Origin of the sequence: Streptomyces sp. NPDC001663 (genome assembly GCF_042893105.1) — a bacterium.
Taxonomy (GTDB): domain Bacteria; phylum Actinomycetota; class Actinomycetes; order Streptomycetales; family Streptomycetaceae; genus Streptomyces.
In genome coordinates, this window is the sequence record NZ_JBIAUR010000010.1 from 101,839 (window position 1) to 115,044 (window position 13,206).

Genomic DNA, 13,206 nt, shown 5'->3' on the forward strand with positions numbered 1-13,206 from the left:
TGGGCGGGACGGGATGGGCGGGCCAGGGGTTGTCGCCGGATCGGACGGTATGGGCGATCCCGGTGATACGGGTGACTCGGCGGGCGTGGACAGGGCCGTGCGCCAGGCCTCGGCGGGGGTCGGTCGGCCCGTGGCGTCGGCTTCCGCGGGCTTGGACAGGGCGGTCCGGCAGGGTTCCGTGGGTGTCGAGCGGCTCGTGCCGTAGGTCTGCGCGGGTGTGGAGCGAGTCGTGTCGTGGTCCTCTGGGGGCGTGGACAGGGCGGTCCGGTAGGCCTCCGTGGGTGTGGAGCGGCTCGTGCCGTAGGCCTCCGTGGGTGTGGAGCGGCCCGTGCCGTAGATCTCCGCAGGTGTCGAGCGAGTCGTGTCGTAGTCCTCTGGGGGCGTGGACAGGGCGGTTCGGTAGGCCTCCGCGGGCGTCGAGCGGCTCGTGCCGTAGATCTCCGCAGGTGTCGAGCGACTTGTGCCGTAGCCCTCCGCGGGCTCGGACACCGCGGTACGGCAGGCCTCCGCGCGCATCGACCGGGCTTTGCCGATGGCCTCCGCCAGCGTCGGCCCGCCCATGCCGCATGCCTCCGCCGCCACCTCGCCGAACTGCCGGACCGTGCTGCTCCAGCGGAACTGTTCCGCACGTGCCTGGGCCGCGCGGCCCATGATCGAGCGGCGTTCCTGGCTGAGGGCGAGGCTGCACCAGGCGGCGGCGAAGGAGCTTTCGCCGCCGGCCAGGACGCCCGTCACCCCGTCCACGACGGAGTCGCGGAGCCCCGGGATGTCGAAGCCGACGGCCGGGGTCGCCCGTGCGGCGGCCTCGGTGACCACGAGGCCCCAGCCCTCCACCAGGGACGGATGCAGCAGCAGCCATGCCTCGCACAGCAGCCGGTGCTTCTCGGCCTCCGAGACCCGGCCGGTGAACACCACATCGGGCCCGGCCATGGCCTCAAGCCGCTCCCGCTCGGGGCCGTCACCGACGATCACGAGCCGGCCGCCGGTCACCGGACGCACCCGCTCCCACAGCCGCAGCAGCAGGTCGATGCGCTTGTACTCGACCAGCCGCCCCACGGCCACGAACAGCGGCTCGGCGGACTTGGGCAGCAGCGGTCCGGGGTCCTCGACGCCGTTGTGGACCACTCTGATCCGCTCCGGTGCCACGCCGATGCCGCGCAGCGCCGCCGCGGTGGAGTCGGACACGGCGACCATCAGGCTGTCGCGGTGCGAGCCCGACAGCGCCCAGTGCTCCAGCCTGCGGCCGAGGCGGGCGACCGGGCCCGGGTAGCGCATGTCCCACAGGTCGGTGTGCACGTGGTTGACCAGGCACAACGTCGGGCCCTTGTGCCACAGCGGAGCCAGGTACGGCATGCCGTTGCACACCTCCACCAGCAGATCGCAGTCGCCGACCTGACGGGCGTACGCCCGCCTGGCGCGCAGGAAGTGACCGGCGTCCCCGCCCGCCGACACCACGCGGTAGTCGCGGTACGCGGCCGGCCCGCCGCACAGCAGGGTGACCTGGTGGCCGGCCGCGGTCAGCCCGCCGGCGACGCGGTCGACGAGCAGTTCCGAGCCGCCGGCGGCCGGGTTGCCCAGGTCACGGCGGGCAAGGAAGACGATCCGGCGGGGGAACGGGGACGGGTCGGCGGCGGTGACGTCGGCGCCGGGACGAGCGGTACGGGGATGAGCGGGGGCGAAGTGCTCCTGGCCGGGGACCAGGGAAGGAGCGTGCTGGGGCATCGGTGCTCCAACTCGTCGGTGGGGGATCTACGGGGCGGCTCAAGGGGAAGCCGGGCGTCCGGGAAGACACGCTGGGTGGTGACGTTGTGTGACGGTTGGGCCGGTCCGGGAGAACGCTGGCTTACCGGTAGGTAACGTCAGTTTTCGGAAAGGCAGTTCGATCTGGCTACGCACGTACGTGACAATTTCCGGCCGTCCGTGGGCCCGGATCAGTCATCTGTGTGAGTCCTGTCGACGGCCTGTGAGGCGCCGCCCACCGCGGGACGCCGCCGCCCGCGGACCAGCAGGATCACCCCCGCGGCCGCGAGCACACCGCCCGCGACCGTGCCGAGCGCGGGCGCCGTCTCCCCGAGGACCTCCAGCCGCCGACTGTCCCGGGACGTCTGCGCCACCTGGGCGCGCCGGGTCGCATCGGTGAACTCCAGCCGGTCGCTGGCCAGCAGCGTGACCGCGTCGTGCCGGGCGCCGGGAGCCCGAAGCGTGACCTTCGGTGCGATCCGCGCGTTCATGATCCGGCCCGTACGGCGCTCCACCGCCAGCTCGATCCCGGCGTCGGCGTACCACTCCTCGGCCCGCACCTGGTCCTGTCGCGGCCGCCCCACCAGCGTTCCGGGCACCTGGCGGAAAACGCCCGTCGGCTTCGGTGCCACGGTGCCGGCGAAGACGTAGCCCTCCTGGCCGAGAACCGTCGTGGTGCCGGTGAACTTCAGCGGTACGGCCGCGCCCAGCACGTCGTCCCACCAGGTGTACGTACGTCGCCGCACGTCGAAGGGGAACTTCAGGTACGCGTCGCCCCGGAACGACGGCTGCTCGCCGCAGCAGTGCACCGGCAGGTTGGTGCGCCGGTCGGTGACCCAGCGCTCCGTGGTCCACTGCAGTGACCTGCGCGGATCCCGCAGCGGCAGGGTCTTCGGGGTGTCGATCTGCGTGGACACGTTCCACACCGCGTTCCCACTGCGCTCGCCGGCGGCCACATCGCCCACGATCCGGCGGGTGATCGTGATCTGCTTCCCGTCCACCGTGGCCAGGGCCGATGCGTCGAAGTAGCTGCCCGTCCCGGTGAGGACCGAGGTCGTGTCGACGTCCACCGGCGTGCGTTTCGCGCGCGGCTCCACGTACTGGCCCAGCAGCTGGCCGAAGACCAGCACGAACACACCCAAACCGAGCAGAGCGAGCGGCAGAACGGAAGCTGTACGGCGCATGAGGGCACTCCGGTGGCAGCGGAAAGATGCGAACCGTGCGACAGTGCGGGGGACGGTCCGGCTCACCCGGGGCGAAAGCGGCCTACCGGGGAGTAAGTAGTTATGACCGGCGAAATTAAGCCGCTATTGACTCACTGTCAACACCGACTTAATACTGATCGTGCCGGACCGGGCCGGAACGCTGGGTGACAACCTCATCGACCGAGAGGCTCCTCGTCCCCATGCAAAGAATCTTCGCCGCCCTCCTGACGTGCGTACTCTCCGCCGCTCTGGCCGCGGCCGCCGCCGTCGGCCTCGTCTCCGCCCTGAACGCCACTCCCGAGCAGCCGAACGTGCCGCTCGTCACCTTCCCCGACCTGGCGGGCGACCGGGCGGCGCCCGCACCCTTCGATGCACGCCACTGATCGCCAGGAGGTGCTGCCCGTGCCCGCGCCCCCCGCCTGGCACAAGGTGCCGCCGGAACAGGTGCAGCGGTTCGCCGCTCTGGCCATGCAGCAGGTCCCGGCCATCGCGCAGGACATACTGCGCGCCATGCGTGAGGAGTACCCGGGGCTGGAGCTCACCACCGACGAAAAGGGCGAGCCGAAGGCGCTCCTGGCGATCCGGCTGGCCCTCGAGAACTTCGTGGCCCGGCTGACGGCCGACATCGAACGGCCCCGTGAACTCCCAGAAGTTTTCCGGGAGTTCGGCCGCACCCAGGCCGAGCGGGGACGGCGCTTCGACTCCCTCCAGGCGATCTACCGGCTGAACGTACGACTGGCCTGGCGCAGCCTCGCCGAGCTCGGGCAGAAGGTCGACATGCCCCCGCCCGCGATGTACGAACTCGCCGAGTCCGCGTTCGAGTACCTCGACGAGCTCGTGTCCCATTCGCTGGACGGCTACGCCGAGGTCGCCGCGGGCCAGGCCGGGGAGCGCCTGCGCCGCCGGCGACTGCTGATCGACCTCCTGCTCACCGAGCACCGCACCGACCCGACCCCGGCCCTCGCCGAACGCGCCGCCGCCCTCGACTGGCCCCTGCCGGACGAGGTCGCCGTGGTTGTGCTGCTCCGTCCCGCCCAGCAGCTCGTCACCCCCGCCCTCGGCGAGGAGGTCCTGCAGGACATGGAGGGCGAACACCCCCGCCTGGTGCTCCCCGACCCCGACGCACCCGGCCGCATCGAGCGGCTGCACCGCGCCATGGGCGGCTGGTCGGGCGCCATCGGCCCCAGCGTGCCCGTCACGCGGGCCGCCACCTCACTGCGCTGGGCGGCGGCGGCCGTCGACATGATCCAGAAGGGGCTGCTTCCCCAGGACCGGCTGCTGCGCTGCAGCGACCACACCGAAGCGCTCGTCCTGCTCCCCGCCGAGGAACTGATCGACGACCTCGCCCGCCGCCGGCTGGCCCAACTGACCGAAGCCGGACCGGAACACGCCCGCCGCCTGGCCGAGACACTGCTCGCCTGGCTGGAGACCCAGGGCGGCGCACCCGAGGTGGCCGCCCGGCTCGGCGTCCACCCTCAGACCGTACGCAACCGTCTGCGCCAGATCCGGGACCTGTGGGGCGAGGACCTGGACGACCCCGACCGCCGCTTCGAACTCGAACTGGCGCTGCGGACACGGCGGTTGCGGGGGGACCTGTCCGCCCCGGGCGACTGACCGGCACGGCTCCGGCTCGCCGAGCCTGCACGACTGCCGGTTCACCGCCGGCTCCTGGTGCCCGGGCCCGCTGTGCGGTGGTGGGTGCTGACACCGCCGCCCGAGACGACCGAGAAGAACACCGAACTCCCGGACGATCGCGCCCAGTTCGCGTCGGTCTCTCCGCTGGATGTTCATCGACACGCCCGGTGCCGGGAACCGAGCCGTCCGGCATCGATGACCGGGATCAGGCGGCGGCCGCGGCCTCCGCCCGCGCCACCAGGTCCAGGGCGATGTCGGTGATCATGTCCTCCTGGCCGCCGACCATGCCACGGCGGCCGACCTCGACCAGGATGGTCCGCGTGTCGAGACCGTGGCGGGCGGCAGCGGTCTCCGCGTGGCGCAGGAAGCTCGAGTACACGCCCGCGTAGCCGAGGCTGAGCGTCTCGCGGTCCACTCGCACCTCGCGGTCCTGCAGCGGTCGTACGACATCGTCGGCCGCGTCCATCAGCGGGAACAGGTCGCAGGCGTGCTCCCAGCCCATCAGGTCGGCGACCGCGACGAACGCCTCCAGCGGGCAGTTGCCCGCGCCCGCGCCCTGTCCCGCGAGGGAGGCGTCGACGCGTACGGCGCCGTTCTCGACGGCGACCACGCTGTTGGCGACGCCGAGGCCGAGGTTGTGGTGGGCGTGGATGCCCAACTCCGTTGCGGGGTCGAGGACTTCGCGGTAGGCGCGGAAGCGGTCGCGGACGCCGTCCATCGTCAACCGGCCGCCTGAGTCGGTGACGTACACGCAGTGGGCGCCGTAGGACTCCATCAGCTTGGCCTGGCGGGCGAGTTCGGCGGGCTCGGCCATGTGGGACATCATCAGGAACCCGGCCACGTCCATGCCCAACTCGCGGGCGGCGGCGATGTGCTGGGCGGCGATGTCGGCCTCGGTGCAGTGGGTGGCGATGCGCACTGAGCGGATGCCCAGGGTGTGCGCCTGCCGCAGATCGTGCAGGGTGCCGATGCCGGGCAGCAGCAGTGTGGTGGGCACCGCGTGCTGCGTGACGTCGGTGACGGCCTCGATCCACTCCCAGTCGGTGTGGGCGCCGACGCCGTAGTTGATGCTGGAGCCGGACAGCCCGTCGCCGTGCGCGATCTCGATCGCGGCCACCCCGGCGGCGTCGAGTGCGGCGGCGATGGTGCGGGCCTGCTCGACCGTGTAGCGGTGGCGGACGGCGTGCATGCCGTCCCGCAGGGTCACGTCCTGGACGTAAAGACGGGTCATCGGGAGGCCACCTCCGTGGCGACGGGGAGGGCGGACATGCGCTCGGCGGTGCGCAGCGCGGCCGAGGTCATGATGTCGAGGTTGCCGGCGTAGGCCGGGAGGTAGTGGGCGGCGCCCTCGACCTCCAGGAAGACGGACACCTTCAGGGCGTCGCCCGCGCCGGGCGCGAGGGTGCGCAGCGGGTCGTCGGACGCCACCCGCTCGAACTGCACCTTCTGCTTGAGCCGGTAGCCGGGCACATACGTCTGCACCCGGCCGACCATCTCCTCGACGGACGCGGCGACGGCCTCGGTGGCGCATTCGGAGACCAGACAGTGCACGGTGTCCCGCATGATCAGCGGGGGTTCGGCCGGGTTGAGCACGATGATCGCCTTGCCGCGCGCGGCGCCGCCGACCTGCTCGATGGCGGAGGACGTGGTCTCGGTGAACTCGTCGATGTTCGCCCGGGTTCCGGGGCCGGCCGAGCGTGAGGCGATGGAGGCGACGATCTCGCCGTAGTGCACCGGGCTCACGGAGTTGACGGCCGCGACGATCGGGATCGTGGCCTGGCCGCCGCAGGTGACCATGTTGACGTTCGCCGCGTCGAGATGGGCGTCGCCGTTGACGGGCGGGACGACGTACGGGCCGATGGCGGCGGGGGTGAGGTCGACGAGGGTGCGGCCGAGCGGGCGCAGTACGTCGTCGTGGTGGCGGTGGGCGCCGGCCGAGGTGGCGTCGAAGACGATGTCGACGTCCGCGAACTCGTCCAGTTTCACCAGCCCTTCGACTCCCTCGTGGGTGGTGGCGACCTTCAGGCGGCGGGCGCGGGCCAGGCCGTCGGAGTCCGGGTCGATCCCGGCCATCGCGGCGATCTCCAGGCTCTCCGACAACCGCAGGATCTTGATCATGAGGTCGGTGCCGATGTTGCCCGACCCGATGACGGCGACTTTGGTCCTGCTCACTGCTGGTCTCCTTCCGGGGCGAACCCGACTCGCACGGAGCCCAGGTCGAGGATGTGCGCCTCGAACACGTCACCGGGGGCGGCCGGAGCCATCGGGCCCAGGGCGCCGGTCAGCACGAGGTCGCCGGCGCGCAGCGGGTCGCCGCGCTCCGCGAGGGCGGAGGCCAGCCAGACCGCCGCGTTCAGGGGACTGCCCAGGCAGGCGGCGCCGGTGCCCTCGGAGGCGGTCCCGCCGTTGCGGGTCATGGTCATCGTCACGGCGCGCAGGTCGACGGCGGTGAGCGGCACGGGCGTGGCGCCGAGGACGTACAGGCCGCAGGAGGCGTTGTCGGCGACCGTGTCGACGAGGGAGATGTCCCAGCCGGCGATACGGCTGTCGACGATCTCCAGCGCGGGCAGGGCGAAGTCGACGGCACGCAGCACGTCGACGATCGTGCACTCCCGGTGCGGCAGATCGCGGCCGAGCACCAGCGCGACCTCGGCCTCCACCTTGGGCTGCAGCAGCCGCCCGCCGGGCACCTCACCGCCGTCGGGCACGGCCATGTCGGCGAACAGCGCGCCGAAGTCGGGCTGGTCCACGCCGAGTTGGCGCTGCACGGCCGGAGAGGTCAGGCCGATCTTGCGGCCGACGATGCGGCGCCCGGCGTCCAGCCCGCGCCGGACGTTCAGCTGCTGCACGGCGTACGCGGCCTCGAGATCGCCGGAGTCGAGGAGACCGCGCACCGGAGCGCAGGCGACCTGGGTGCGGGTGGCCTCCTCCAGCAGGTCGGCGGCCTTGACCACGGCCGGTGGGGCGGGGTTCGACACGGGATGCCTCCAAGGGGCAGGAGAAGCGGCGGCTCGGAATCGATATAGACAGTCGGCTCGTGAACACACAAACTTTGTTCCGTGACACGGAACAGTGCGAGCGGCAGCATGCTGGAGAAGGCGACGATCATCCTCGATGCCTTCAGGCCGAGCGGCGGTCCGTTCCGCCTGTCGGAACTCTCGGAGCGCACGGGCATCCCCAAGCCGACGGTCCACCGGCTGGCGGCGGACCTCGTCCGGCTGGGCTGGCTGGAGCGCTCGGGGCCGCAGTACCGGCTCGGCGCGAAACTGTTCGAGCTCGGCTCGCTCGTCCCGCACCGGCTCGACCTCCGCGAGACGGCTCTGCCCTTCCTGCAGGACCTTTTCGAGGCCACCCGTGAGACGGTCCACCTCGGAGTCCGCGAGGGCATGGACGTCGTCTACCTGGAGCGCATGCACGGCCACGAGGCGCTGCAACTGCCCTCCCGCATCGGCGGCAGCCTGCCCCTGAGCTGCACCGGGGTGGGCAAGGCGCTGCTCGCCTTCTCAGGCCCGGAGCTGACCGAGGAGCTGCTGTCCGGGCCACTGCCGAGCCTGACGCCTTACTCCATCACCGACCCGGCGCGTCTGCGGATGACCCTGGAGAAGATCCAGGTCTCGGGTCTCGCCTACGAGGAGCAGGAGGCCGCCCTGGGTGTGAGCTGCATCGCGGCTCCGGTCTTCGCCGGCGGCACCACGGTCGCCGCCCTCTCGGTGGCCGTCCCCCGCGCACGCTTCAGCCCGGCCCAACTCGCGCCCGCGGTACGGACGGCGGCGCTGGGGCTGTCGCGGGTGCTGCGTGGGGGTGGCTGACAGGTCGTCGATCGGCCGGGTGCCCCTAACCGCAATACGGGCCACTGCTCGCCGCCATGCGGGTGGCGGCATCGAACACGAGCCGCGCGTGCAGCTCGAACATCCCCACCAGGTCGACGGCGTCACCGTTGACCTCCCGGTGCACGAACAGGCCGTCGGCACCGGCCACGGCGTAGGCCGTGAGAGTGCGGACGTCCTCCTCGTTCAAGCCGGGGAACAGCCCGCGGGTCACTTCGGCGATCCTCCGGCCGGCGATCTCGCGGACCTCGAGGAACACCGTCCGCCCGCGCGGCTCCGTCGGCCGCCGCTCCAGCGCCAGCATGAGGCCGAGGCGCAGGAAGTCCGGCGCGTCGACCAGTGAATTCGCCACGTTCGCCGCCATGGCGGTCACCCGCTCCAGTGGAGTGCCGGTCTCCTCGCCCGGCAACTCCACGGCCGCGAGCCAGCTTTCGAAGCTGCGCTCGATGACCGCGGCGATCAGATCGTCCTTGTCCTGGAAGTGCCAGTAGATCGAGCTCGCGGGCAGTCCGCACTTGGCGCTGACCGCCGCGATCGACGTGCCCTCGTACCCGCGCTCGCCCGCGATCTCGACCGTCGCGTCGAGAATCCGCTGCCGCGACTCCACCCCGTTGGCCCGCTTCCTGCGCGCCGTCTGCGGCCTGGTCATGCGATGCGCCCTCCCGTCGTGCCGGCACTTGACCGTCTCCGGGAGCGAGCTTACCGTATCGACCATTCCAATTGGAGTAAGCGCTACAGCAAGAGCCGATGATGAGCGGGACGACAGTGAGGTGGCCTGGTGAGCGAAGTCAGCGCCAAGGACAGAGCCGACGACAGCGCGTACGACGTGGCGGTGATCGGCTACGGGCCCACGGGGGTGACCGCCGCGAACCTGCTCGGCGGGCTGGGCCTGCGGGTCGTGGTGATCGAGCGCGACGCGGAGGTCTTCTCCCGGGCCCGGGCGATCTCCACCGATGAGGAGGTCGTACGGATCTGGCAGCGCATCGGCCTGGCCGACCGGCTCAAGCGGGACATGCTGGCCGAGCGGCCGCTCGACTTCGTCGACGCCCGCGGCCGGACCTTCGTCAGCGCACATCCCTCGCCGCGCGGCCACGGCCACCCGCCGCAGATGTTCATCTACCAGCCCGCCCTCGAGCAGGTCCTGCGCGACGGCGTCGACCGCTACCCGAACGTGGAGATCCTGCTCCGGCACGAGTGCCTGCGGCTGCGCCAGGACGCCGACGGCGTCGAGCTCACCGTGGTCTCCGCAGTCGACGATTCCGTGCGACGCCTGCGTGCGCAGTACGTCATCGCCGCCGACGGCGGCTCCAGCCTCACCCGTGCGCAGCTCAACGTGGGCTACGAGGGCCGCACTTACGAGGACCGCTGGGTGGTCATCGACACCGAGATGCTCAAGCCGTGGCCGGACCACGACCGGCTGCGCTTCCGCTGCGACCCGGCCCGCCCGGCGGTCGACTGCCCGACCCCGCTCGGCCACCACCGGTGGGAGTTCCCGATCCTGCCCGGTGACGACGAGACGTACCTGACCACCGACGACGCGATCCACTCCATGGTCGCCAAGTACGGCATAGGCCGGGACCAGATCAAGATCCTGCGCGCCACCGTCTACAGCCATCACGTCCGCTTCGCCGCCCGCTTCCGTGTCGGCCGGGTCTTCCTGGCCGGTGACGCCGCCCACGCCATGCCGCCGTGGATCGGCCAGGGCATGGCGGCCGGCGTCCGGGACGCGGCCAACCTGTGCTGGAAGCTCGACGCCGTGCTGCGCGGGCAGCTGCCCGAGTCGGTCCTCGACTCCTACGAGGCCGAGCGCAAACCGCACGTCAAGGAGGTCACCAAGCGGGCGGTGTTCGTCGGCCGGATCATCACCGAGCGGCGGCGCGCGGTCACCCGGGTCCGCGACTCCGTGCTGCCGGTCCTGAACCGTGTGGCGGGCTTCAGCGACTGGCTGCAGGACTCCAACTGGATCCCCGTCGCCCACTACGCCGACGGCTTCCAGGCCCGGCCGCGCACCAAGGCCTCCGGCCACCAGATCCCGCAGCCCTGGGTGACCGGCCCCGACGGCGAACGCGTACGGCTGGACGACGTGCTCGGCGGCCGCTGGCTGCTCCTGCACCTCGGGCTGCCCACCCCGCAGCCGGCCTGGGAGCGCCTGGGCGTCGAGTCGTTGGCCGTCCTGCCGGTGGGCTCCCGGCCGGCCGAGGGCGCGGTCGTCGACAGCGACGGCGTCCTGCTGCCCTGGCTGACCGAGCACCGCGCGGCCACCCTCGCCCTGCGACCGGACGCCTACGTCTACGCCGCCGCACCCGCCGGAGCCCAACTCCCGCCGCCGCCCGCCGGATTCGCCCCGGCACCGCACCCGACCGCGACCACCACCGCCTGAGGACACCATGACCACGTACGCCGCACCGCCGTCGATGCAGGAGTCGCTGCTCGACGTCGCAGGCAAGAAGATCTTCGTCGCCGAGACGGGCGACGGCCCGCCCGTCCTGCTCCTGCACGGCGGCGGCCCCGGCGCCTCCGGCGTCTCCAACTACGCCCGGAACATAGGGGCGTTGGCCAAGGAGTACCGAGTCATCGTGCCCGACCTGCTCGGCTACGGCCGCAGCACCAAAGGAGTCGACGGCGCCGACCCGTTCGGTCACCTCGCCGACGGAGTACGCGGCCTGATGGACCAACTCGGCCTGCAGCGCGCCCACTTGGTGGGCAACTCCTACGGCGGCGCCGCCGCGCTGCGCCTCGCCCTGGACGCCCCCGACCGCGTCGACCGTATGGTCCTGATGGGCCCCGGCGGCATCGGCACCACCCGCGCCCTGCCCACCCCGGGACTCAACAGCCTGCTCAACTACTACTCCGGCGACGGTCCTTCGCGTCTGAAGCTGGAGAAGTTCATCCGCAACTACCTGGTCTTCAACGCCGCCGACGTCCCCGACTCCGTGATCGACGCACGCTACGAGGCCAGCATCGACCCCGAGGTCGTCGCGGCCCCACCGCTGCGCCGCCCGTCCGGCCCGAACGCCCTGCGCACCCTGTGGAAGATGGACTTCACCCGCGACAGGCGCCTCGACCGGCTGCCGGTGCCGACCCTGGTGCTGTGGGGCGCCGCGGACAAGGTCAACCGGCCCGCCGGCGGCCGGATGCTGGCCGACCGCATGCCCGACTGCGACCTGTACGAGGTGGCCAACACCGGCCACTGGGTGCAGTTCGAACGCGCCGAGCTGTTCAACCGCCTGTGCGCCGACTTCCTGGCAGGCCGCCGATGAACGCGGACGTCTTCGGCTCGGTCCACCTCGGCTACATCGTCATCGAGACCAACCGCTTCACCGACTGGCGCCGCTTCGGCACCGACGCCGTCGGCATGCACCGCGACGACCTCGACACCGACGTCGTACGCTTCCGCCTCGACGACCAGGAGTGCCGCTTCCTGCTCAGGCGCGGCCCGGCCGAGGACGTCGTGGCCACCGGCTGGCACATCGACGACCACGCCACCTTCGAGCAGATCGAGGCCCGCATACGGGCCCACGGCGTGCCGGTGCTCGAAGGCACCAAGGAGGAGGCGGAGTTGCGCGGCGTCGAACGCCTGCTGCGCTTCCCCGGCCCCAAGGGCATCACCCAGGAGATCTACACCACGCCCAGGACATCGGCGGAGCCCCTGCGGATGCTCGCCTCCGGCTGGGTCACCGGCGACTCGGGCATGGGCCACGTCGCCATCACCTCCGTCAAACCGGCCCTGATGCGCGGCTACTTCAACACCGTCTTCGACGCCCGCCTCACCGACTACATCGACGAGACCATCAGCGGCATCAAGCTCAAGATCCGCTTCCTGCGGGTCAACGAACGCCATCACTCCATCGCGATCGCCGCCGTCCGCGGCCTGCCGATCGACCCGATCCGCACCCGCGTCCAGCACCTCAACATCCAGGCGGCGAGCCTCGACGACCTCGCCCGCAGCTACGAGCGCGTGCACGAACTCGGCTTCGACATGGCCCTGTCCGTCGGCCGGCACACCAACGACAAGGAACTCTCCTACTACGCCCGCACCCCCTCGGGCTTCGAATGGGAGGTCGGCTGGAACCCGATCGTCATCGACGAGACCACCTGGCAGCCCAGCACCCACCAGGGCATCAGCATCTGGGGCCACACCCCCGTGGGCCAGACCATCATCGACAAACTCGACCAGTTCCGCCTCGGCGCCCGCTCCCTGGCCCGCCCGGAGAAGACGGTCCCGGCGCTCAGCGGGGCGGGCATTCCCGACGACTGACAGGTCCTACGACCGCCAGTAAGTCGGATCAGTCGGCGTCGGAGTCCGAGTCGGCGACGAGGTGGGTGAGGCGGTGCAGGAGGGTGACGAGCTGGGTGCGTTCGGCAGGTGTGAACGCCTCGTAGGCGCGGCTCTGGCGCTCCCGCAGCCGGGCCCGGAGCGCGGCGAGCAGCTCGGCTCCTTCCTCGGTGAGGTTGACCAGGACCCGGCGTTCGTCCTGGGGCGACCGGCGTCGCAGCACGATGCCCTTCGCCTCCAGCTGCTGCAGCATGCGAGTGGCGGTGGGGACGCTCACGTCGGCGGCGCCGGCCAGTCGGCTCACCGGGATGTCCGCTTCCGCGGCGAGCGGTTCGAGCAGTGCGACCTGGGCCAGGGAGAGCCCGCCGAAGCGCTCGGCGCCGGCCGAACGGGCCCGCCGCATGGCGACGAAGAGCGCGTCGGCCGCCCGCGCGAGCTCCTCCGCGCCGGCGTCGACGTCCGCTGTGACCTGCTCGACATTGTCCTTCTTGCTCATGAGGGGGTAACTTACCAGAGCAATGGT

Annotated in this window: 12 protein-coding genes and 1 pseudogene; 6 read left to right on the plus strand and 7 right to left on the minus strand. The window is 71.6% G+C overall.

The annotated features are described in order from the left end of the window. Positions 1–561: 561 nt before the first annotated feature. Together ACFY1L_RS30620 and ACFY1L_RS30625 are read right to left on the minus strand one after the other, a co-directional pair. Positions 562–1,722, minus strand: a pseudogene (locus ACFY1L_RS30620) (glycosyltransferase family 4 protein); the annotation flags it as partial. 209 nt (positions 1,723–1,931) lie between these two features. Further along, positions 1,932–2,924 (minus strand): DUF3068 domain-containing protein, encoded by a 993-nt coding sequence (locus tag ACFY1L_RS30625; protein WP_388831277.1) that lies wholly within the window; start codon positions 2,922–2,924, stop codon positions 1,932–1,934. Between the two features lie 221 nt (positions 2,925–3,145). On the opposite strand from ACFY1L_RS30625, the gene ACFY1L_RS30630 reads away from it, so the two are divergent. Next, positions 3,146–3,328 (plus strand): hypothetical protein, encoded by a 183-nt coding sequence (locus ACFY1L_RS30630; RefSeq protein ID WP_388831279.1) that lies wholly within the window; start codon positions 3,146–3,148, stop codon positions 3,326–3,328. Beyond that, complete coding sequence (locus ACFY1L_RS30635; protein ID WP_388831281.1) at positions 3,315–4,559, plus strand: helix-turn-helix domain-containing protein; 1,245 nt, start codon at positions 3,315–3,317, stop codon at positions 4,557–4,559. The genes ACFY1L_RS30630 and ACFY1L_RS30635 overlap by 14 nt, the downstream gene beginning before the upstream one ends. Positions 4,560–4,785: 226 nt before the next feature. On the opposite strand, the gene dmpG is transcribed toward ACFY1L_RS30635, so the two are convergent. Genes dmpG through mhpD form a run of 3 tightly spaced genes read right to left on the minus strand, consistent with a single transcriptional unit; the run spans position 4,786 to position 7,558 of the window. Continuing rightward, complete coding sequence (gene dmpG, locus ACFY1L_RS30640; protein ID WP_388831283.1) at positions 4,786–5,811, minus strand: 4-hydroxy-2-oxovalerate aldolase; 1,026 nt, start codon at positions 5,809–5,811, stop codon at positions 4,786–4,788. Then, on the minus strand, positions 5,808–6,752 hold the full coding sequence (locus ACFY1L_RS30645; protein ID WP_388831285.1) for an acetaldehyde dehydrogenase (acetylating): 945 nt from the start codon (positions 6,750–6,752) through the stop codon (positions 5,808–5,810). Before ACFY1L_RS30645 ends, dmpG begins: the two co-directional genes overlap by 4 nt. Beyond that, positions 6,749–7,558, minus strand: a complete 810-nt coding sequence (mhpD, locus tag ACFY1L_RS30650) for a 2-keto-4-pentenoate hydratase (RefSeq protein WP_388831287.1) — start codon at positions 7,556–7,558, stop codon at positions 6,749–6,751. Before mhpD ends, ACFY1L_RS30645 begins: the two co-directional genes overlap by 4 nt. Positions 7,559–7,666: 108 nt before the next feature. On the opposite strand from mhpD, the gene ACFY1L_RS30655 reads away from it, so the two are divergent. Then, entirely contained in the window at positions 7,667–8,389 is a 723-nt protein-coding gene (locus ACFY1L_RS30655; protein ID WP_388831880.1) for an IclR family transcriptional regulator, read from the plus strand. Between the two features lie 25 nt (positions 8,390–8,414). On the opposite strand, the gene ACFY1L_RS30660 is transcribed toward ACFY1L_RS30655, so the two are convergent. Next, positions 8,415–9,056 carry a TetR/AcrR family transcriptional regulator gene (locus ACFY1L_RS30660; protein WP_388831289.1) on the minus strand — a complete coding sequence of 214 codons (642 nt, stop codon included), beginning with the start codon at positions 9,054–9,056 and terminating at the stop codon, positions 8,415–8,417. 129 nt (positions 9,057–9,185) lie between these two features. On the opposite strand from ACFY1L_RS30660, the gene ACFY1L_RS30665 reads away from it, so the two are divergent. The 3 genes from ACFY1L_RS30665 to ACFY1L_RS30675 are packed head-to-tail and all read left to right on the plus strand — an operon-like array spanning position 9,186 to position 12,665. Beyond that, positions 9,186–10,787 (plus strand): bifunctional 3-(3-hydroxy-phenyl)propionate/3-hydroxycinnamic acid hydroxylase, encoded by a 1,602-nt coding sequence (locus ACFY1L_RS30665; protein WP_388831291.1) that lies wholly within the window; start codon positions 9,186–9,188, stop codon positions 10,785–10,787. Between the two features lie 7 nt (positions 10,788–10,794). Then, positions 10,795–11,667, plus strand: coding sequence for an alpha/beta fold hydrolase (locus ACFY1L_RS30670; RefSeq protein WP_388831293.1), 873 nt, complete (start codon positions 10,795–10,797; stop codon positions 11,665–11,667). Continuing rightward, positions 11,664–12,665: a VOC family protein gene (locus ACFY1L_RS30675; protein ID WP_388831295.1), complete on the plus strand. Its 1,002-nt coding sequence runs from the start codon at positions 11,664–11,666 to the stop codon at positions 12,663–12,665. Before ACFY1L_RS30670 ends, ACFY1L_RS30675 begins: the two co-directional genes overlap by 4 nt. 28 nt (positions 12,666–12,693) lie before the next feature. Here ACFY1L_RS30675 and ACFY1L_RS30680 read toward each other — a convergent pair whose 3' ends face one another. After that, complete coding sequence (locus ACFY1L_RS30680) at positions 12,694–13,179, minus strand: MarR family winged helix-turn-helix transcriptional regulator (RefSeq protein ID WP_388831297.1); 486 nt, start codon at positions 13,177–13,179, stop codon at positions 12,694–12,696. Between the last annotated feature and the right edge of the window lie 27 nt (positions 13,180–13,206).

What these genes read in the sequence shown, in the direction of transcription:
- ACFY1L_RS30625 (WP_388831277.1), bottom strand. Translation starts at nt 2,924, where the DNA reads ATGCGCCGTACAGCTTCCGTTCTGCCGCTCGCTCTGCTCGGTTTGGGT.
- ACFY1L_RS30630 (WP_388831279.1), top strand. Translation starts at nt 3,146, where the DNA reads ATGCAAAGAATCTTCGCCGCCCTCCTGACGTGCGTACTCTCCGCCGCT.
- ACFY1L_RS30635 (WP_388831281.1), top strand. Translation starts at nt 3,315, where the DNA reads ATGCACGCCACTGATCGCCAGGAGGTGCTGCCCGTGCCCGCGCCCCCC.
- dmpG (WP_388831283.1), bottom strand. Translation starts at nt 5,811, where the DNA reads ATGACCCGTCTTTACGTCCAGGACGTGACCCTGCGGGACGGCATGCAC.
- ACFY1L_RS30655 (WP_388831880.1), top strand. Translation starts at nt 7,667, where the DNA reads ATGCTGGAGAAGGCGACGATCATCCTCGATGCCTTCAGGCCGAGCGGC.
- ACFY1L_RS30660 (WP_388831289.1), bottom strand. Translation starts at nt 9,056, where the DNA reads ATGACCAGGCCGCAGACGGCGCGCAGGAAGCGGGCCAACGGGGTGGAG.
- ACFY1L_RS30670 (WP_388831293.1), top strand. Translation starts at nt 10,795, where the DNA reads ATGACCACGTACGCCGCACCGCCGTCGATGCAGGAGTCGCTGCTCGAC.
- ACFY1L_RS30675 (WP_388831295.1), top strand. Translation starts at nt 11,664, where the DNA reads ATGAACGCGGACGTCTTCGGCTCGGTCCACCTCGGCTACATCGTCATC.
- ACFY1L_RS30680 (WP_388831297.1), bottom strand. Translation starts at nt 13,179, where the DNA reads ATGAGCAAGAAGGACAATGTCGAGCAGGTCACAGCGGACGTCGACGCC.